18 protein-coding genes and 1 pseudogene are annotated in these 18,010 nt (G+C 74.3%); 15 read left to right on the forward strand and 4 right to left on the reverse strand.

The genetic code is table 11. The features are described from left to right. Positions 1-38 precede the first annotated feature (38 nt). The gene (gene glmM / locus SSNG_RS21170) at positions 39-1,397 is read left to right on the forward strand and encodes a phosphoglucosamine mutase (protein ID WP_007265927.1); all 1,359 of its coding nucleotides are present in this window, start codon (positions 39-41) and stop codon (positions 1,395-1,397) included. Here the strand turns inward: glmM and SSNG_RS21175 are convergent. Both SSNG_RS21175 and coaA read right to left on the reverse strand, forming a co-directional pair. Next, positions 1,394-2,365: a DUF389 domain-containing protein gene (locus SSNG_RS21175; protein ID WP_007265928.1), complete on the reverse strand. Its 972-nt coding sequence runs from the start codon at positions 2,363-2,365 to the stop codon at positions 1,394-1,396. The two genes, glmM and SSNG_RS21175, sit on opposite strands and share 4 nt — an antisense overlap. A gap of 26 nt (positions 2,366-2,391) precedes the next feature. Beyond that, positions 2,392-3,411, reverse strand: a complete 1,020-nt coding sequence (coaA, locus tag SSNG_RS21180; RefSeq protein WP_007265929.1) for a type I pantothenate kinase — start codon at positions 3,409-3,411, stop codon at positions 2,392-2,394. A 278-nt stretch (positions 3,412-3,689) separates the two neighbouring features. Between coaA and SSNG_RS21185 the strand changes: the two genes are divergently transcribed. The 9 genes from SSNG_RS21185 (at position 3,690) to SSNG_RS21225 (ending at position 12,587) form a co-directional block, all read left to right on the forward strand. After that, positions 3,690-4,469 carry a hypothetical protein gene (locus SSNG_RS21185; protein WP_007265930.1) on the forward strand — a complete coding sequence of 260 codons (780 nt, stop codon included), beginning with the start codon at positions 3,690-3,692 and terminating at the stop codon, positions 4,467-4,469. Next, on the forward strand, positions 4,466-5,233 hold the full coding sequence (locus tag SSNG_RS38055) for a hypothetical protein (RefSeq protein WP_007265931.1): 768 nt from the start codon (positions 4,466-4,468) through the stop codon (positions 5,231-5,233). The genes SSNG_RS21185 and SSNG_RS38055 overlap by 4 nt, the downstream gene beginning before the upstream one ends. Before the next feature lie 121 nt (positions 5,234-5,354). Continuing rightward, positions 5,355-7,217: a glutamine--fructose-6-phosphate transaminase (isomerizing) gene (gene glmS, locus SSNG_RS21195; protein ID WP_042801568.1), complete on the forward strand. Its 1,863-nt coding sequence runs from the start codon at positions 5,355-5,357 to the stop codon at positions 7,215-7,217. Positions 7,218-7,245: 28 nt separating this feature from the next. After that, positions 7,246-7,656, forward strand: a complete 411-nt coding sequence (locus SSNG_RS21200) for a holo-ACP synthase (RefSeq protein WP_050779688.1) — start codon at positions 7,246-7,248, stop codon at positions 7,654-7,656. A 3-nt stretch (positions 7,657-7,659) separates the two neighbouring features. Further along, positions 7,660-9,081, forward strand: a complete 1,422-nt coding sequence (locus SSNG_RS21205; RefSeq protein WP_007265934.1) for a bifunctional ADP-dependent NAD(P)H-hydrate dehydratase/NAD(P)H-hydrate epimerase — start codon at positions 7,660-7,662, stop codon at positions 9,079-9,081. Positions 9,082-9,348: 267 nt separating this feature from the next. Further along, entirely contained in the window at positions 9,349-10,485 is a 1,137-nt protein-coding gene (gene alr / locus SSNG_RS21210; RefSeq protein WP_007265935.1) for an alanine racemase, read from the forward strand. A gap of 37 nt (positions 10,486-10,522) precedes the next feature. Next, a complete protein-coding gene (locus SSNG_RS21215) occupies positions 10,523-11,698 on the forward strand; it encodes an alpha/beta hydrolase (protein WP_007265936.1) in 1,176 nt (391 codons plus the stop codon). Continuing rightward, a complete protein-coding gene (gene tsaE / locus SSNG_RS21220; protein WP_007265937.1) occupies positions 11,655-12,209 on the forward strand; it encodes a tRNA (adenosine(37)-N6)-threonylcarbamoyltransferase complex ATPase subunit type 1 TsaE in 555 nt (184 codons plus the stop codon). The genes SSNG_RS21215 and tsaE overlap by 44 nt, the downstream gene beginning before the upstream one ends. A gap of 165 nt (positions 12,210-12,374) precedes the next feature. Further along, positions 12,375-12,587 carry a hypothetical protein gene (locus SSNG_RS21225; protein WP_007265938.1) on the forward strand — a complete coding sequence of 71 codons (213 nt, stop codon included), beginning with the start codon at positions 12,375-12,377 and terminating at the stop codon, positions 12,585-12,587. A 73-nt stretch (positions 12,588-12,660) separates the two neighbouring features. Here the strand turns inward: SSNG_RS21225 and SSNG_RS21230 are convergent, their stop codons facing one another. Next, the gene (locus SSNG_RS21230; protein WP_007265939.1) at positions 12,661-13,218 is read right to left on the reverse strand and encodes a L,D-transpeptidase; all 558 of its coding nucleotides are present in this window, start codon (positions 13,216-13,218) and stop codon (positions 12,661-12,663) included. Between the two features lie 136 nt (positions 13,219-13,354). Between SSNG_RS21230 and tsaB the strand changes: the two are divergent. The 5 genes and pseudogenes from tsaB (at position 13,355) to SSNG_RS21255 (ending at position 16,698) form a co-directional block, all read left to right on the forward strand. Further along, positions 13,355-14,019, forward strand: a pseudogene (gene tsaB / locus SSNG_RS21235) (tRNA (adenosine(37)-N6)-threonylcarbamoyltransferase complex dimerization subunit type 1 TsaB). Further along, positions 14,016-14,537 (forward strand): ribosomal protein S18-alanine N-acetyltransferase, encoded by a 522-nt coding sequence (gene rimI / locus SSNG_RS21240; protein ID WP_007265941.1) that lies wholly within the window; start codon positions 14,016-14,018, stop codon positions 14,535-14,537. The pseudogene tsaB and the gene rimI overlap by 4 nt, the downstream one beginning before the upstream one ends. Next, positions 14,530-15,693, forward strand: coding sequence for a tRNA (adenosine(37)-N6)-threonylcarbamoyltransferase complex transferase subunit TsaD (gene tsaD, locus SSNG_RS21245; RefSeq protein ID WP_007265942.1), 1,164 nt, complete (start codon positions 14,530-14,532; stop codon positions 15,691-15,693). The genes rimI and tsaD overlap by 8 nt, the downstream gene beginning before the upstream one ends. Beyond that, on the forward strand, positions 15,690-15,965 hold the full coding sequence (locus SSNG_RS21250) for a hypothetical protein (RefSeq protein WP_007265943.1): 276 nt from the start codon (positions 15,690-15,692) through the stop codon (positions 15,963-15,965). Before tsaD ends, SSNG_RS21250 begins: the two co-directional genes overlap by 4 nt. Before the next feature lie 70 nt (positions 15,966-16,035). Further along, positions 16,036-16,698, forward strand: coding sequence for a hypothetical protein (locus SSNG_RS21255; protein ID WP_206731317.1), 663 nt, complete (start codon positions 16,036-16,038; stop codon positions 16,696-16,698). 101 nt (positions 16,699-16,799) lie between these two features. Here SSNG_RS21255 and SSNG_RS21260 read toward each other — a convergent pair whose 3' ends face one another. After that, complete coding sequence (locus SSNG_RS21260) at positions 16,800-17,999, reverse strand: methyltransferase domain-containing protein (protein ID WP_241695251.1); 1,200 nt, start codon at positions 17,997-17,999, stop codon at positions 16,800-16,802. Positions 18,000-18,010 lie beyond the last annotated feature (11 nt).

The following is an 18,010-nucleotide window of genomic DNA, read 5'->3' on the forward strand; positions in this document are numbered from 1 at the left end:
GCGGTTACCAAGCGAAGCTTGAACTCGGGAGGACAACAGTGGGACGACTCTTCGGGACGGACGGTGTACGAGGCGTCGCCAACGCGGATCTGACGGCTGAGCTCGCGCTCGGCCTCTCCGTGGCGGCCGCACATGTACTGGCCGAGGCGGGCACCTTCGAGGGCCACCGGCCCACGGCCGTGGTCGGCCGCGACCCCCGTGCGTCGGGCGAATTCCTGGAGGCCGCGGTCGTCGCCGGCCTCGCCAGCGCCGGCGTGGACGTCCTGCGCGTCGGTGTGCTGCCCACCCCGGCGGTGGCGTATCTCACCGGTGCGCTGGGTGCCGACCTCGGCGTCATGCTCTCCGCGAGCCACAACGCCATGCCCGACAACGGGATCAAGTTCTTCGCGCGCGGCGGCCACAAGCTCGCCGACGAGCTGGAGGACCGCATCGAGTCCGTGTACGAGGAGCACCGCACGGGCGCGCCCTGGGAGCGTCCCACCGGCTCCGGCGTCGGACGCGTCTCCGACTACGACGAGGGCTTCGACAAGTACGTCGCCCACCTCATCGGCGTCCTCCCCAACCGCCTCGACGGCCTGAAGGTCGTCCTGGACGAGGCCCACGGCGCGGCCGCGTACGTCTCGCCCGAGGCCTTCACCCGGGCCGGCGCGGAGGTCGTCACGATCGGCGCCGAGCCCGACGGCCTGAACATCAACGACGGCTGCGGCTCCACGCACCTGGACCTGCTCAAGCGGGCCGTGGTCGAGCACGGCGCGGACTTCGGCATCGCCCACGACGGCGACGCGGACCGCTGCCTGGCGGTGGACGGCGGCGGCGCCGAGGTCGACGGCGACCAGATCCTCGCCGTCCTGGCGCTGGCCATGCGCGAGGCCGGACAGCTGCGCGGGAACGCCGTGGTCGGCACGGTCATGTCCAACCTGGGCTTCAAGCTCGCCATGGAGGCCGAGGGCATCCAGGTCGTGCAGACCGGCGTGGGCGACCGGTACGTGCTGGAGGCCATGAAGGAGCACGGCTACGCCCTGGGCGGCGAGCAGTCCGGCCACGTGATCATCCTCGACCACGCGACGACCGGCGACGGAACCCTGACCGGCCTGATGCTGGCGGCGCGCGTCGCGGCCACCGGCCGCACGCTGGCCGACCTGGCCGGGGTCATGCAGCGGCTGCCGCAGATCCTGATCAACGTCCCGGACGTGGACAAGTCCCGCGTCGCCACCTCGGGCGAGCTCGCCGCGGCCGTCGCCGACGCCGAGCGCGAGCTGGGCTCCACCGGCCGGGTGCTGCTGCGGCCCTCCGGCACCGAGCCCCTCGTCCGGGTGATGGTGGAGGCCGCCGACATCGAGCAGGCCCGCACGATCGCCGGGCGGCTCGCGGACGCGGTGAAGTCGGCGCTCGGCTAGGCGCCGCCCCCACTGCCTCGTGGCGCACCCGGCGGGCGGACCATCCGCGCGTGCTGGGTGCGCCACAGCAGTTTCCACCCGATCAGGGTCAGCGAGCCGGAGACGATGATGCCGAGCAGGTTCAGCAGCAGCTGCTCCGCCGAGCCCCACATCTGGCCGAACTCCCCGTAGCTCAGCGCCACGGCCGCGTTCGCGGCGGCCGGGACGGTGGTCACCGAGATCGCCACGCCCACCAGCGCCCCCGCCTTCGCCGAGGTCAGCGACAGCATGCCGGCCACGCCGGCGAGCACCGCCACGACGAAGGAGAACGGGTCGGGCTGCCAGATGAAGCTGGTGTTCGGGCGCGGCTTGTCGAGCATCCCCGGGTGGAACAGGTCCAGCGCGTCCATGACCAGGCTGAAGACGGTCGTCGCCACGATCGCGGCGGCGAAGCCGACCAGCAGGGCGATCAGCGAGCGCCAGGCCGCCTTCGGGGCGCGCTGCACCAGCCCCGTGCAGATCCCGGCGAGCGGCCCGAACTCGGGGCCGACGGCCATCGCGCCGACGATCAGGATCGCGTTGTCGAGCACCACACCGCAGGCCGCGATCATCGTGGCGACGATCAGGAACGCGCCGTAGGTGATGGTGAGGGTCGACTCCTCCTGCGTGGACTCGGCGAGCTGCTCCCAGATCACCGCGTCCGCCGCCTCGCCCGGTGCCTCCTCCTCCGCCTGGTCGGCGCGCGTGGAGATGGAGAGGTCGATGTTCTCGACGGCGATGGAGCCGGCCTTGTCGATGCCGAGGGAGCGCATCTCCTGGAGCAGCTCGCCGGCGGACTCGCGTGCCACGTCGCACAGCACCAGGTCGCCCTCGGGATCGCGGGCGGCGCCCCCCAGGACGACCAGGTGGGTGGTGCCGACCGTCTGCCCGATCAGCTCCACCACCCGGTCGGTGAGGTGGTGCGGGGAGATCATCCTCAGGTGCAGCATGGCCGCACCCTAGTGCTCCGGCCTGCCTACAGCTTGCGCAGGCTCAGCTTCTGCACCTTGTGGTCGGGTCCCTTGCGCACGACGAGGGTGGCACGGCCGCGGGTGGGGGCCACGTTCTCCAGCAGGTTGGGCTTGTTGATGGTCCGCCACATGGTCTGGGCGTACTCCAGGGCCTCCTCCTCGGAGACCTGGGTGTACTTGCGGAAATAGGAGAAAGGATTCTGGAACGCGGTCTCGCGCAGCTTCCGGAACCGGTTGAGGTACCAGCGCTCGATGTCCTCGGGGCGCGCGTCCACGTACACGCTGAAGTCGAAGTAGTCGGCGAGGCCGACGCGGGTACGGCCGTCCTTGCCCGGTAGCGCGGGCTGCAGGACGTTGAGGCCCTCGACGATCAGGATGTCCGGGCGGCGCACGACGAGCTGCTCGCCCGGCACGATGTCGTAGATCAGGTGCGAGTAGACCGGGGCCTTGACCTCGTCCTTGCCCGCCTTGATGTCGGCGACGAAGCGGGTCAGCGCCCGGCGGTCGTAGGACTCCGGGAAGCCCTTGCGGGAGGTCAGGCCGCGCCGCTGGAGCTCCTTCATCGGGTACAGGAAGCCGTCCGTGGTGACCAGCTCGACGCGGGGGTGCTCGGGCCAGCGGGCCAGGAGCGCCTGGAGCAGGCGGGCGACGGTGGACTTGCCGACGGCGACGGAGCCGGCGACGCCTATGACGAAGGGCGTGCCCTGCTGGGCGCCGTGGCCGTTGCCGGCGTCGCCGAGGAAGGTGTTCAGGGTGCCGCGGAGGTTGCTGGTGGCGCCGACGTACAGGTTCAGCAGGCGGGAGAGCGGCAGGTACACGTCCCGCACCTCGTCGAGGTCGATGACGTCGCCCAGGCCCCGCAGGCGCTCCACCTCCTCCGCCGTCAGGGGCAGCGGGGTCCGCTCGCGCAGGGCGCTCCACTCGGCCCGGGTGAGTTCGACGTACGGAGACGGGTCCTGGGCCCGGCGGGGACCCGGGCGCTCCGTTGCGCGGTCCGGTGTACAACGCGTCGGCGAGGTGATCACACCGCCATTGTCGGGGCTGCGGGGCCCTCGTGGGTGGTGGGGTCGGTCACGTGGCGGGTGGCTGCCGGGAAAACAGGGGGTTGCTGGGGTCGGGCGGGGTCGGGTCGGGTTGTGCACGAGTACGTATCGATCGGAGCCCCGGCCGGTCTCGTGCGCATCACGATTCGGCCCGATCACCCGAAAACCCGTTCGCGTGATCGATTGAACGCCTTACATTGTTCGTCGCCGTGGCGCCGACCTGCGCCCTGACGGCGTTCGTTTCCCGGGGGAGATTCTTCGTGCGTACCGCGTTCGTCCGTCGTGCCGTCCTGACCGCCTCGGCCGTGTCCCTGAGCCTGCTGGCCACCGCGTGCGGTTCCGACTCCGGTGACTCGGGCCAGAAGGACGACGCCAAGGCGAGCCCGCAGCAGTCCGCCCCGGCGGCCGCCGCGGCCAAGGGGAAGTCGGCCGCCGAGCTGGCGCCGCTGCTGGTCGCCCAGGCCGACCTGCCCGAGCACAAGGTCGAGGCGGACGCGGCGGCGAAGGCCGCGGCCGGGGCGAACGCCGACGCCGACAAGGCCGAGTGCAAGCCACTGGTCCAGCTCCAGACCCTGGTCCCGGTCGGCAAGCCGGCCGGCACCGCGACGATCGCCGCGACGGAGAAGCCGAAGAAGCCGTCCGAGGGCGCGAGCCTGGACGACAAGCTCGACGCGCTCAAGGGCGGGCTGGCCGTCACCCGCACCTCGGTGGGCCTCGCCTCGTACGACGGCAAGGGCGCCGAGGAGGCCTTCGGCGCGCTGAAGGCCGCGAGTACGGCCTGCGCGGCCGGCTACACGGTCACCCAGGACGCCGAGAAGACCAGGATCGAGAAGGTCGCCCCCTCCGCCGCGGTCACCGCCGGTGACGAGGCCCTGGCCTACAACACCGTGATGGACCTGAAGGACGGCGACAAGGCCACGATGCAGTTCGTGGTCGTGCGCAAGGGCAACACCCTGGCCACCTTCTACGCGATGAACCTGACGGGCGCGGCCGCCCAGCCGAAGGCGGTCGTGGAGGCGCAGGTCAAGAAGCTCGGATGAGAGGCGTCCGCGCGCGGCGCGCGGCCGCACTGGGAGCCTCGGCGGTCTCCGGTCTGACGCTGGCCCTGCTGGCCACCGGCTGCGGGACCGCCCGGCCCGGCATGGTGGTGGAGATCGTCCCGGCGGAGCTGCCCGCCGACGCGGCCGACCGCGCGTCGAAGGGGAAGGGGCAGGAGGCCCCGGCCCGGCTGATCGTGGCGCAGGGCGACCTCGTGGACCACAGGGTCAGCCCCGACGGGGCGGACGGCCCCCTGGTGAGCGTGGACCGGCCCGAGTGCCGGGAGCTGGCCTTCGCGGCCACCGGGTTCCTGCCGACGGGCCGGACCGGCTGGGCCAAGGCGTCGGTGGTCGCCGTACCGGTGCCGCTGCCGCAGGACGCCACGGAACGGCAGAAGCGGGCGGCCGCCCAGGACGCGGCCAGCTCGACCGTGACGGTGGTGACCCTCGGCGCCTACGCGGGCGACACGGCCGGCCGGCACTTCGCCGAGGTGCGGGCCGCGGGCGAGGCCTGCGCGGACGGCTACTCCGCGACGGCGAACGGGGAGACCGTCAAGGTGACGCGGGTCGTCCCGCACGCCGCGCACGGCGGCGACGAGGCGGTCGGCTACACGGTGGAGGCCGAGCAGGACGGCGAGCGCCACGCCACCGAGCTCGTGGTGGTGCGCAAGGGCGGTACGCTCGCGAACTTCGTGGCGGGCCGGACCTCCGGCGCGGCGGAGCTCGCGGCTCCGGTGGTCGAGGCGCAGCTGCTCAAGCTGGGCTGAGGGCCGTCGAACGGTGGGATCGAAAACGTCGTCAACCCCGCTCCGGTGGAATCGCCGGGGCGGGGTTTTCGTCTTGTTCGGGTACGGGGCAGACGGGCGACCACGGCGTACGCTGCCGCCTATGTGCGGAATTGTGGGTTACGTAGGGGCGCAGCCTGCGCTCGATGTGGTCATCGCCGGACTGAAGCGGCTGGAGTACCGCGGCTACGACTCGGCCGGGGTCGCCGTGCTCGCCGACGGGGCGCTCGCCAACGTCAAGAAGGCCGGCAAACTCGTCAACCTGGAGAAGGAACTGGTCAGTCGGCCCCTGCCGGCCGGCTCCACGGGCCTCGGGCACACCCGGTGGGCGACCCACGGCGGGCCCACCGACCTCAACGCCCACCCCCACCTGGACAACTCCGGCCGGGTGGCGGTCGTGCACAACGGCATCATCGAGAACTTCGCCGCGCTGCGCGCCGAACTCGCCGAACGCGGCCACCGGCTGGAGTCCGAGACGGACACCGAGGTGGTGGCGCACCTGCTGGCCGAGCGGTTCGAGGCGGCCGGGGGCGCCGGGGGAGGGGGCCTCGCGGAAGCGATGCGGCAGGTCTGCCGGCGGCTGGAGGGAGCGTTCACCCTGGTCGCGGTGCACGCCGACGAGCCGGACGTGGTGGTCGGCGCGCGCCGGAACTCCCCCCTGGTGGTCGGCGTTGGAGAGGGTGAGAACTTCCTCGCCTCGGACGTGGCCGCGTTCATCGCCCACACCCGGTCCGCGATCGAGCTGGGGCAGGACCAGGTCGTCGAACTCCGCCGCGACGGGGTCACGGTGACCGGCTTCGACGGTGCGCCCGCGACCGTGCGGGCGTACCACGTGGACTGGGACGCCTCGGCGGCCGAGAAGGGGGGCTACGACTACTTCATGCTCAAGGAGATCGCCGAGCAGCCGAAGGCCGTCGCCGACACGCTGCTGGGCAGGATCGACGCGAGCGGCCTGCTGACCCTGGACGAGGTGCGCATCCCCGCCTCGGTGCTCCGGGAGGTCGACAAGGTCGTGATCGTGGCCTGCGGTACCGCCTACCACGCGGGCATGATCGCGAAGCTGGCCATCGAGCACTGGACCCGCATCCCGTGCGAGACGGAGCTGGCCAGCGAGTTCCGCTACCGCGACCCGATCCTCGACCAGCGGACGCTGGTGATCGCGATCTCGCAGTCCGGCGAGACCATGGACACCCTGATGGCGCTGAGGCACGCGCGCGAGCAGGGCGCCAGGGTGCTGGCCGTCTGCAACACGAACGGCTCGACCATCCCCCGCGAGTCGGACGCCGTGCTCTACACGCACGCCGGTCCGGAGGTGGCCGTCGCCTCCACGAAGGCGTTCCTGACGCAGCTGGTCGCCTGCTACCTCGTCGCGCTGTACCTCGGGCAGGTGCGGGGCACGAAGTGGGGCGACGAGATCCGGGCGGTGATCCGGGAGCTGTCGGACATCGCCGCCGCGGTGGACACGGTGCTGGAGACGATGGAGCCGGTACGGGCCCTGGCGCGCTCCCTCGCCGACAAGGACACCGTGCTCTTCCTCGGCCGCCACGTCGGCTACCCGGTGGCGCTGGAGGGCGCGCTCAAGCTCAAGGAGCTGGCGTACATGCACGCCGAGGGCTTCGCGGCGGGCGAGCTCAAGCACGGGCCGATCGCGCTGATCGAGAAGGACCTGCCGGTGGTGGTCGTCGTACCGTCGCCGCGCGGGCGCTCGGTCCTGCACGACAAGATCGTCTCGAACATCCAGGAGATCCGGGCGCGCGGGGCGCGGACCATCGTGATCGCGGAGGAGGGCGACGAGGCCGTGGTCCCGTACGCCGACCACCTGATCCGGATCCCGGCGACCCCGACGCTGCTCCAGCCGCTGGTGGCGACGGTGCCGCTCCAGGTGTTCGCGTGCGAGCTGGCGACCGCGCGGGGGAACGAGGTGGACCAGCCGCGGAACCTCGCGAAGTCGGTGACCGTGGAGTGAGCGAAGCGAACGGAGCGGGTCGCCGACAATGGGGCGCAGTCGTGACCGTGGAGTAGTTGGGGTTGTCGTTGTGATTGTCGGTGTGGGGATTGACGTTGCCGAGATCGAGCGGTTCGGCGCGGCGCTGGAGCGGACGCCGCAGATGGCCCGGCGCCTCTTCCTCGAATCCGAGCTGACGCTGCCGAGCGGCGAGCGGCGCGGTACCGCCTCGCTCGCCGCCCGGTTCGCGGCCAAGGAAGCCCTGGCCAAGGCCCTGGGGGCGCCCGCCGGGCTGCTGTGGACCGACGCCGAGGTGTACGTCGAGGACACCGGGCAGCCCCGGCTGCGGGTGTCCGGCACGGTCGAGGCCCGGGCGCGGGCACTCGGGGTGAAGTCCTGGCACGTCTCCCTCAGCCACGACGCCGGCGTCGCGTCGGCGGTGGTGATCGCCGAAGGTTAGGGCATGCGTACTGCCTACAGCGTGGAGACCGTACGGGCCGCCGAGCGCGAGCTCATGGCACGGCTGCCGGAGGGCGCCCTGATGGCCCGGGCGGCGGCCGGACTGGCCGCCGTGTGCGCCGAGTTGCTGGCGCGGCGCCGGGGCCGGGTCTACGGGTCCCGGGTCGTGCTGCTGGCCGGCCCCGGGGACAACGGCGGCGACGCGCTGTACGCGGGCGCCCGGCTGGCGCGCCGCGGGGCCGCGGTGACGGCGGTGCCGATGGACCCGGCGCGGATCCACCCCGGCGGGCTGGCCGCACTGCGGGCCGCCGGGGGACGGGTCGCGGAGTCGGTGCCCGCGCGGGCGGACCTCGTACTGGACGGGCTCACCGGGATCGGCGGCCGGGGCGGGCTGCGGCCGGCGGCGGCCGCGCTGGCGGAGCGGATCCCGGCGGGGGCGCTCGTCGTCGCCGTGGACCTGCCGAGCGGCGTCGACGCGGACACCGGGGAGGTGGCCGGCCCGGCGGTGTCGGCCGACGTGACGGTCACCTTCGGCGCGTACAAGCCCGGGCTGCTGATCGACCCCGGGGCCTCGCGGGCGGGCGCGGTGCGGCTCGTCCCGATCGGGCTGGAACTGCCGGACCGGGCGGACCTGGAGGCGCTCCAGCACGCCGACGTGGCGCGGCTGCTCCCGCTGCCGGGGGCGTCGAGCGACAAGTACCGGCGCGGCGTCGTCGGGGTCGTCGCCGGGTCGGAGCAGTACCCGGGCGCGGCCGTGCTCGCCGTGGCGGGGGCGCTGCGGGGCGGCGCGGGCGCGGTGCGGTACGTGGGCCCGGCGGCGGGCGCGGTGCTGGCGCGGTACCCGGAGGTGCTGGTCGGGCGGGGGCGGGTGCAGGCCTGGGTGGTCGGCCCCGGGCTGGGCTCCGGGCGGGCCGCCGAGGTCGAACGGGCCCTGGCGGACCGGGACGTACCGGTGCTGGTCGACGCGGACGGGCTGCGCGGGCTGGACCCGGAGGTGGTGCGCGCACGCCGGGCGGCGACCCTGCTGACCCCGCACGCGGGGGAGGCGGCGGCGCTGCTGGGGGTGGCTCGGGAGGAGGTCGAGGCGGGGCGGCTGGCCGCCGTGCGGGGGCTCGCGGGGCGGTACGGGGCGGCGGTGCTGCTGAAGGGGTCGACGACGCTGGTCGCCTCCGGCGGGGTGGTGAGGGCGAACCCGACGGGGACGCCCTGGCTGGCGACCGCCGGGAGCGGGGACGTGCTGTCCGGGCTGGCGGGGGCGCTGCTCGCCGGTGGGCTGTCGGGGGGTGACGCCGGGGCGGTGGCCGCCTACTTGCACGGGCTCGCGGGGCGGTTCGCCGCCGGGGCGCCCGCCGGCGGGGGCGCGCCCGTGGTGGCGCAGGAGGTCGCCGCCGCGCTGCCGGAGGCCTGGCGGTCGGTGCGGGGCTGACCCGGTGGGGCGGCTGGCCCTGCGGGGCTGTCCCCTACCCGCCCTTCCTCCGTTCCCCGGGCTGCGCCCGGACCCCTCCCGGGGGCTCCGCCCCCGGACCCCCGCGCCTCAAACGCCGGCGGGGCTGGGGGTGGGGCAAGCGCCGGCGGGGCTGGGGGTGGGGCAAGCGCCGGCGGGGCTGGATGGGCCGGCGGGGCTGTAAAGGGGGCAAGGCGGGCGAAGCATGCCCGATCACCGGGCCGTACGTGTTCTGAGAGACTGTGGGCGATGAACGAGACACCGATGCGCGTGTGCGCCGAGATCGATCTTGACGCGGTACGGGACAACGTGCGCGCCCTGCGCGCGCGGGCGCCCCGGGCCGAGCTGATGGCCATCGTCAAGTCGAACGCCTACGGGCACGGTGCCGTCCAGTGCGCCCGCGCAGCCCAGGAGGCCGGTGCCGGCTGGCTCGGCACCGCCACCCCCGAGGAGGCGCTCGCCCTGCGCGACGCCGGGATCCGGGGGCGGATCATGTGCTGGCTCTGGACCCCCGGCGGGCCCTGGCGGGAGGCCGTCGAGGCCGACCTCGACGTGTCCGTCAGCGGGATGTGGGCCCTGGACGAGGTCCGGGCCGCCGCCCGCGCGGCCGGCCGCCCCGCCCGCATCCAGCTCAAGGCCGACACCGGCCTCGGCCGCAACGGCTGCCAGCCCGCCGACTGGGCCGAGCTGGTCGGCGCGGCCGTCGCCGCGCAGGCCGAGGGCACCGTCCGGGTCACCGGCGTCTGGTCCCACTTCGCCTGCGCCGACGAGCCCGGCCACCCCTCCATCCGGCTCCAGCTCGACGCCTTCCGCGACATGCTGGCCTACGCGGAGAAGGAGGGCGTCGACCCCGAGGTCCGGCACATCGCCAACTCGCCCGCGACGCTGACCCTCCCGGAGACCCACTTCGACCTCGTGCGCACCGGGATCGCCGTCTACGGCGTCTCCCCCTCGCCCGAACTCGGCACCCCCGCCCAGCTAGGGCTGCGCCCCGCCATGACCCTCAAGGCCTCCCTCGCGCTGGTCAAGACGGTCCCCGCCGGGCACGGCGTCAGCTACGGCCACCACTACGTCACCGAGTCCGAGACGCACCTCGCCCTCGTCCCCGCCGGCTACGCCGACGGCATCCCGCGCAACGCCTCCGGCCGCGGTCCGGTGCTCGTGGCCGGCAAGGTCCGCCGCGCCGCCGGTCGGATCGCCATGGACCAGTTCGTCGTGGACCTCGGCGAGGACCTCGCCGAAGCCGGCGACGAGGCCGTCATCTTCGGCGACGCCGAGCGCGGCGAACCGACCGCCGAGGACTGGGCCCAGGCCGCCGGCACCATCGCGTATGAGATCGTCACCCGTATCGGAGGCAGGGTGCCGCGGGTCTACCTCGGCGGCTGAGCGGGCCGAGCGGGCCTGGCGGGAGGACGGCGACGCCGTGAGCGAGAACTGGCGCAAGGCCGGCTGGGCCGGCGCTGCCATCGGTGTGCTGGCGGCGGGCGCCGCGGCCGGTGTCGCGGTCGAACGGATCACCGTGGGGCGCGGCATCCGGATGAAGGCGCGCCTCGCCCTCGACGCCGCCGGGGACTTCGGCTCGCTGCGCGGGACCGAGGGCGGCTGCCGCGCCGAGGACGGCACCGAGCTCTACTACGAGGTCGACGAACCGCCCGCGGACGGCAAGAAGCGCCGCCTGCGGCGCAAGGACCCGGCGGAGGGCGCCACCGTCGTCTTCTGTCACGGTTACTGCCTCTCCCAGGACTCCTGGCACTTCCAGCGCGCCGCCCTGCGCGGCGTCGTCCGCTCCGTGTACTGGGACCAGCGCAGCCATGGCCGCAGCGCCCGGGGCCTGGCCCAGGCCGACGGCGTGCCGGTGACCATCGAGCAGCTCGGCCGCGACCTGAAGGCCGTCATCGACGCGGCCGCGCCCGAGGGCCCGCTCGTCCTCGTCGGCCACTCCATGGGCGGCATGACCGTCATGGCCCTCGCCGAGCAGTTCCCGGAGCTGGTCCGCGACCGGGTGCTCGGCGTCGCCTTCGTCGGCACCTCCAGCGGCCGGCTCGGCGAGGTGACGTACGGGCTGCCGTCCGTCGGACTGGGCGCGGTGCGCCGGATCCTGCCCGGGGTGCTGAAGGCGCTCGGCTCGCAGGTCGAGCTGGTGGAGAAGGGCCGCCGGGCCACCGCCGACCTCTTCGCCGGCATGATCAAGATGTACTCGTTCGGCTCCCGCGACGTCGATCCCGGCGTCGCGCGCTTCGCCGAGCGGCTCATCGAGGCGACCCCGATCGACGTGGTCGCGGAGTTCTACCCGGCCTTCCAGACCCACGACAAGGGCGCCGCCCTCCAGCGGTTCGCGGACATCCCCGTCACCGTCGTCGCCGGGGACCGGGACATGATCACCCCGGCCGCGCACAGTGTGACCATCAAGGAGCAGCTCCCGGCCGCCGAGCTGGTGGTCCTGGAGGACACCGGGCACCTGATGATGCTGGAGCGCCCCGACATCGTGACCGGGCTGCTGACCGGCCTGCTCGCGCGCACCGGAGCCGTCCCCGCAGCGGCTAACGTTGGGGGACATGGAAGAAGTACCGCGGGAAGCGCCGCGCAGCCCGGCCGCTGAGGCCCTGGCCGAGGCCGCCGCAGAAACCCTGATCACCGTCGACTCGCCCGCCTCCATGCAGGAGCTGGGCCGCAGGATCGCCGGCCTGCTGCGCCCCGGCGACCTGGTCCTGCTGACCGGCGAACTCGGCGCTGGCAAGACCACGCTGACCCGCGGGCTGGGCGAGGGCCTGGGCGTGCGCGGGGCCGTGACCTCGCCGACCTTCGTCATCGCCCGGGTGCACCCGTCGCTGGGCGACGGTCCGCCGCTGGTGCACGTGGACGCGTACCGCCTCGGCGGCGGGCTCGACGAGATGGAGGACCTGGACCTCGACGTCTCGCTGCCCGAGTCCGTGGTCGTCGTGGAGTGGGGCGACGGCAAGGTCGAGGAGCTCTCCGACGACCGGCTGCACGTGGTGATCGGCCGTGCCGTCGGGCACGAGGAGGTCCTGGACGACGTGCGCGAGGTCGCGCTGCGCGGCGTCGGCGAGCGCTGGGCCGGCGCGGAGCTGGCGGGGCTGGCGGCGCGGTAGCCGCCGGGACGCCGTGGTTCCGGCCACCGCCGCGACAACGTACCGACAACGTACCGACAACTCGTCGGGAAAATATTGCGTTGGCGCAGGCTTGCGTGATGACATGGTACCGAGCGCTGGTTAGGTGTACCTAAGTGCGGCGTCCCCGGGTCTCAGGAGGCAGCCATGTCGGCAGCAGGAGCAGAGCGAGCGCCCGTCGTGTCCATGCGGGCCCTGCTCGCCGCGGGCGTGGCCGCCACGGCGGTGTCCACGCCGCCCGCGCGCGCCGGGGCCGAAGCGGAACCCCGAGCAGAAGCCGAACCCGGATCGGGACCGGGGGCCGGGCCCGGGACCGACGCGGACGCCGAACGGGCCGCCCCGGAGCCCGAGGCGGCCTGATCCCACGTTCGGGTGAACCGCGCCCGGCGTCCCCGCGCGGGGACGCCGTGGAGGGGCGCCGTGGAGGGGTCCGTCAGGCGACGACGACGACCTTCGTGTCGCGCGTCGCGAACGCCCACATCGCGTCGCCGTCCGCGCGCGCCATGCGGATCCCGCCGGTCTTCTTCGCCGCGTCCGGCTCCGGCATCGTGCCGTCCACGCGGGCGCTGAAGCCGATCGCGATCCCGTCGGTGGTGGTGAACCGCACGACGTGCTCGATCGGCACCCCGTCCGTGCCGGTGACCGTCGCCGAACGCGAGACGACCATGTAGCTGCCGGGCACCGGGTGCACCGTGCTCGGCATCACCGCGAACGTCTTCGGCTCCTTGCCGTCCTCCTGGACCAGCCACACCCGCTTCTGCGACACCGAGTACACGACCCGCGTGCCCGTACCCGACTCGGCCGGCAGCGCCGCCGGCTTCGCCGGCTCCTGCTTGGCCGGGGGCTGGTTCTGCGCCGCGGCCGGGGCCTGCCCGGCGGGCTTCGCGGGATGCGCCGGCGCGGTCGCGGAAGCCTGGTAGCCCAGGAAGCCGATCGCGGCGAGCGCCACCGCGGTGAGCCCGGCCACGATTCCCGAGCTGCTGCGTGCCACCTTGCTCCACCTCTCCGCGCCTCGGGCCGTCGAACTCTCGGGCGACCCGCGTGTGTACCCGGTCGAAAGGTAGCAGCCGGGCCCCCGCACCGACCGGCCGCAAGGCCCTGGGGCCGGGGAGTCGTAGGCTGTTCGCGTGCTCTTGCTCGCCGTAGATACCGCCACGCCCGCCGTCGCCGTCGCCCTGCACGACGGGGAATCCGTCCTCGCCGAGTCGAACCAGGTCGACGCCCGCCGCCACGGGGAGCTCCTGCTGCCCTCCGTCGACCAGGTCCTCGCCGAGGCCGGGGTCAAGCTCGAAGCCGTCACCGGCATCGTCGTCGGCGTCGGCCCCGGCCCCTACACCGGGCTCCGCGTCGGCCTCGTCACCGCCTCCACCTTCGCCGCCGTCCTCGGCGTCCCCGTGCACGGCCTGTGCACCCTCGACGGCCTCGCGTGCGCGGCCGGCGCCGCCGGGATCGAGGGCCCCTTCCTCCTGTCGCCACGGACGCGCGGCGCAAGGAGGTCTACTGGGCGCGCTACGAAGACCCGCGCACCCGCGTCGGCGAGCCCGCCGTCGACCGCCCGGCCGACATCGCCGAGCAGGTCGCCGGCCTCCCCGCCGTCGGGCAGGGAGCCACCCTCTACCCGGACGTCTTCCCGGACGCCCGCGGCCCCGTGCACCAGTCGGCCGCGTCCCTGGCCGCCCTGGCCGCCGCACGCCTCGCGGCGGGGGAGGCGTTCCTGCCCCCGACGCCGCTGTACCTGCGCCGCCCCGACGCGCAGGTCCCCAAGAACTACAAGGTGGTCACCCCGCAGTGACGGCCCCGACCGCAGTGCTGCGCGAGATGCGCTGGTGGGACATCGAACCGGTGCTGGAGCTGGAACACGAGCTGTTCCCCGACGACGCCTGGTCGGCCGGGATGTTCTGGTCCGAACTCGCCCACGCGCGCGGCCCGCAGGCCACCCGCCACTACGTCGTCGCCGAAGAGCCGGACACCGGCCGCATCGTCGGCTACGCCGGACTGGCCGCCGCCGGCGACCTGGGCGACGTACAGACCATCGCGGCCGCCAAGGACCAGTGGGGCACGGGCCTCGGCGCCCGGCTCCTCACCGACCTGCTGCGCGCCGCCACCGCCTTCGAGTGCGCCGAGGTGCTACTGGAGGTACGGGTGGACAACACCCGCGCCCAGCGGCTCTACGAGCGGTTCGGCTTCGAGCCGATCGGCTTCCGGCGCGGCTACTACCAGCCCGGCAACGTCGACGCGCTCGTGATGCGCCTGACCGACCCGGCACAGACCCGAAACGAAAACCCTGAGAGCAGTGAGAGCAATGGCTGACGAACCGCTCGTCCTCGGCATCGAGACCTCCTGCGACGAGACCGGCGTCGGCGTCGTCCGCGGCACCACCCTGCTGGCCGACGCGGTCGCGTCGAGCGTCGACGAGCACGCCCGCTTCGGCGGGGTCGTGCCCGAAGTGGCCTCCCGCGCCCACCTGGAGGCGATGGTCCCCACCATCGAGCGCGCCCTGAAGGAAGCCGGGGTCAGCGCCCGCGACCTCGACGGCATCGCCGTCACGGCCGGCCCCGGCCTCGCGGGGGCGCTGCTGGTGGGCGTCTCGGCGGCGAAGGCGTACGCGTACGCGCTCGGCAAGCCGCTGTACGGGGTCAACCACCTCGCCTCCCACATCTGCGTCGACCAGCTGGAGCACGGGCCGCTGCCCGAGCCCACCATGGCGCTGCTGGTCTCCGGCGGGCACTCCTCGCTGCTCCTCGCCCCGGACATCACCAGCGACGTACGGCCGCTGGGCGCGACCATCGACGACGCGGCGGGCGAGGCCTTCGACAAGATCGCGCGCGTGCTGCAGCTCGGCTTCCCCGGCGGTCCCGTCATCGACCGCCTGGCGAAGGAGGGCGACCCGAAGGCGATCAGCTTCCCGCGCGGCCTGACGGGCCCGCGCGACCCGGCGTACGACTTCTCCTTCTCCGGCCTGAAGACGGCGGTCGCCCGCTGGATCGAGGCCAAGCGCAACGCGGGCGAGGAGGTGCCGGTGCGCGACGTGGCCGCGTCCTTCCAGGAGGCCGTGGTGGACGTGCTGACGCGCAAGGCGATCCGCGCCTGCAAGGACGAGGGCGTCGACCACCTGATGATCGGCGGCGGCGTGGCGGCCAACTCCCGTCTGCGCTCGCTCGCGCAGGAGCGCTGCGACGACGCGGGGATCATCCTGCGGGTGCCGCGGCCGAAGCTGTGCACCGACAACGGCGCGATGGTGGCTGCGCTGGGCGCGGAGATGGTCAAGCGCAACCGGCCGGCCTCCGACTGGGACCTGTCGGCGGACTCCTCGCTGCCGGTGACGGACCCGCACGTCCCGGGCACGTCGCACGACGGCGAGCACGGCGACGGCCACGGCCACGGCCACGGCCACGGCCACTCCCATTCCCACTCCCACTCCCACGACCACGTGCACGAACTCAGCAAGGACAACCTCTACTCGTGAGCACCGTCGCGCTGATGTGGGAGGCCCGGGCCGTCGCGGGCCGGGGCAACGAACTCATGGAGTGGGCCCGGGCGCAGGTACTGGCCCGGGAGCCGGTGCGCCGCGAGGTGCTGCGCGCCCCGCAGGACCGGGTGCTCGTGATCACCTGGTGGGAGGTCCCCGAGGGCCTGGCGGCGGACCTGCCCGAGCTGCCCGAGCCGGCCGCGGACCTGATCACCCGGGCGGTGCACCGCTGGCGGTTCGAGTCGGTGGAGACCACGGGCGCCGGCTGAGGCCCTGGTCGGGGCGGGGGTCGAGGAGTGCTGCGGCGAAGCTCGAACGGCCGCCGTTAGGGTCATGCCCATGCCGAGACTTCCCGCGCGTGAGCTACCGCCTCCGCCGCCGCCCGCGCACCTGCGCGAGTGGCTGGACGAGGGCGCCGTACGGGCCGACCGCGAGCGTTTCCTCGCGGACCTGAGCCGGCGCAGCCTGGGCCTGGGGCGGCTGCTGTCGCTCTGGTGCGTCGCGGGGGCCTTCGCGCTGGGCTGGACCCTGGCCGGCCTGGCCGTGACGGCCTTCACCGCGGGCGGCGGGCTCGGCGGCGTCGCCTGCTCCGCGGCGGGGGCGGCGGTCCTGCTGTACGCCGGGCTCTGCCTCGCGCGGGGTGCCCGGCAGGAGCGGCGGGTACGCCGGCTGCTGTGCGCCTGGGTCCTGGCGGGCCACGACCCCGAGGCGGACGCCCGCCTGCGCGCCCCGGCCCGCAGCGCGGTGTGGCTGACGGCCTCCCTCGCCCTGGGCGGCTTCGGCCTCTGGCTGGCGTTCGCGTCGGCGTCCGGAGCGCGGCCGGGCACGGACACGTACGGGGAGGTCGCCTACTTCACCGGATGCGGCATGATCCTGTGGATCACCGCCCTCCTGGGCCTGGCCAAAGCCACGGCCTACCACCGCTGGACCACCCCGGCCCCGCGCGCCCGCGCGCCCCGGCCCCGGCCCCGGCCGGCAGAATCCAGCCCCGCCGGCGCTTGAGGCCCGGGGTCCGGGGCGGAGCCCCGAAGGCCCGGGCGCAGCACGGGGCCGCTCGCGCGGTGGCGCGGCACGGGCCCCGTAACGGCCCCGGCCAGGGGCCGTTACCCCCGCCCGGCGGCAGGATGCCCGATGAGCATCGCCGGCGCCCCCGCCACCCGCGTCAGGAACACCGTCGCCGAGTTCGGCCCCTGCGGCTTGACCTTCCTGCGGAGCTCCTCCGGCTCGATCGCGGACCCCCGCTTCTTCACCGTCAGGATCCCGACCCCCCGCTCCCGCAGCAGCGCCTTCAGCTTCTTCAGCCCGAACGGCAGCACGTCCGTGATCTCGTACGCCGTCGCGTACGGCGTCTCCCGCAGCTCGTCGGCCGTGATGTACGCGATGGTCGGGTCGATGAGCCGCCCGTCCAGCCGCGCGGCCACCTCCGCGACGAGGTGCGCCCGGATCACCGCCCCGTCGGGCTCGTACAGCCAGCGCCCGACCGGCCCCGCCGCCGGGTCCGGCAGCGGCTCGGCGGTCTCCAGCCCGACCGGTCCCGGCAGCAGGGTGGCCCGTACCGTGCCGGGGGCGGTGCCGAACCACAGCACGGCCTCCTTCACGTCCCCGTGGTCGGAGATCCACTCGGCCTCGGCCTCCGCCGGCACCGCCTCGTGCGGGATCCCGGGTGCGATCTTGATGGCGGCGAACTTCGCCGCCCGCGCCGCCTCCACCGCCCACGACAGCGGCGGCGAGTACGACTCGGGGTCGAAGATCCGACCCCGCCCGCCGCGCCGCGCCGGGTCCAGGAAGACGGCGTCGTACGCGGACACGTCGACCGCCGTCACGTCCGCCTCCCGGACCTCGATCAGGTCCGCCAGCCCCAGCGCCTCCGCATTGGCCCGCGCGACGGCCACCGTCAGCGGGTCGAGGTCCACCGCCAGCACCCGGATCCCGCGCCGCGCGAGCGCCAGCGCGTCCCCGCCGATCCCGCAGCACAGGTCCGCGACGCTCCGTACGCCGAGCCCGTGGAGCCGTTCCGCCCGGTACGCGGCCACCGGCGCGCGGGTGGCCATCTCCCCGCCGCCGGGCGTGAAGTACATCCGGAAGGCGTCCTCGGCCCCGAACTTCGCCACCGCCCGCTGCCTCAGCCGGGCCTGCCCCAGCGCGGCCGACACCAGCCCGGCGGGGTGCTCGCGGCGCAGCCGGGTGGCCACGGCCAGCTCCTGTGCGGGGTCGTAGTCGCGGAGGGAGTCGAGGAGGGCGCGGCCCTCGGGGGTGAGGAGCGCGGCGAAGTCTTCGGGGGTCACCGGTTCATTGTGGGCCAGCCGGTGGAAGG

It is taken from the genome of Streptomyces sp. C, assembly GCF_000158895.1.
Lineage (GTDB): Bacteria > Actinomycetota > Actinomycetes > Streptomycetales > Streptomycetaceae > Streptomyces > Streptomyces racemochromogenes.

Excerpts from the sequence above, each read along its gene's own strand:
- SSNG_RS21175 (WP_007265928.1), bottom strand. The coding sequence starts at position 2,365 with ATGCTGCACCTGAGGATGATCTCCCCGCACCACCTCACCGACCGGGTG.
- SSNG_RS38055 (WP_007265931.1), top strand. The coding sequence starts at position 4,466 with ATGAGAGGCGTCCGCGCGCGGCGCGCGGCCGCACTGGGAGCCTCGGCG.
- glmS (WP_042801568.1), top strand. The coding sequence starts at position 5,355 with ATGTGCGGAATTGTGGGTTACGTAGGGGCGCAGCCTGCGCTCGATGTG.
- SSNG_RS21200 (WP_050779688.1), top strand. The coding sequence starts at position 7,246 with ATGGGGCGCAGTCGTGACCGTGGAGTAGTTGGGGTTGTCGTTGTGATT.
- SSNG_RS21205 (WP_007265934.1), top strand. The coding sequence starts at position 7,660 with ATGCGTACTGCCTACAGCGTGGAGACCGTACGGGCCGCCGAGCGCGAG.
- alr (WP_007265935.1), top strand. The coding sequence starts at position 9,349 with ATGAACGAGACACCGATGCGCGTGTGCGCCGAGATCGATCTTGACGCG.
- tsaE (WP_007265937.1), top strand. The coding sequence starts at position 11,655 with ATGGAAGAAGTACCGCGGGAAGCGCCGCGCAGCCCGGCCGCTGAGGCC.
- SSNG_RS21225 (WP_007265938.1), top strand. The coding sequence starts at position 12,375 with ATGTCGGCAGCAGGAGCAGAGCGAGCGCCCGTCGTGTCCATGCGGGCC.
- tsaD (WP_007265942.1), top strand. The coding sequence starts at position 14,530 with ATGGCTGACGAACCGCTCGTCCTCGGCATCGAGACCTCCTGCGACGAG.
- SSNG_RS21255 (WP_206731317.1), top strand. The coding sequence starts at position 16,036 with ATGCCGAGACTTCCCGCGCGTGAGCTACCGCCTCCGCCGCCGCCCGCG.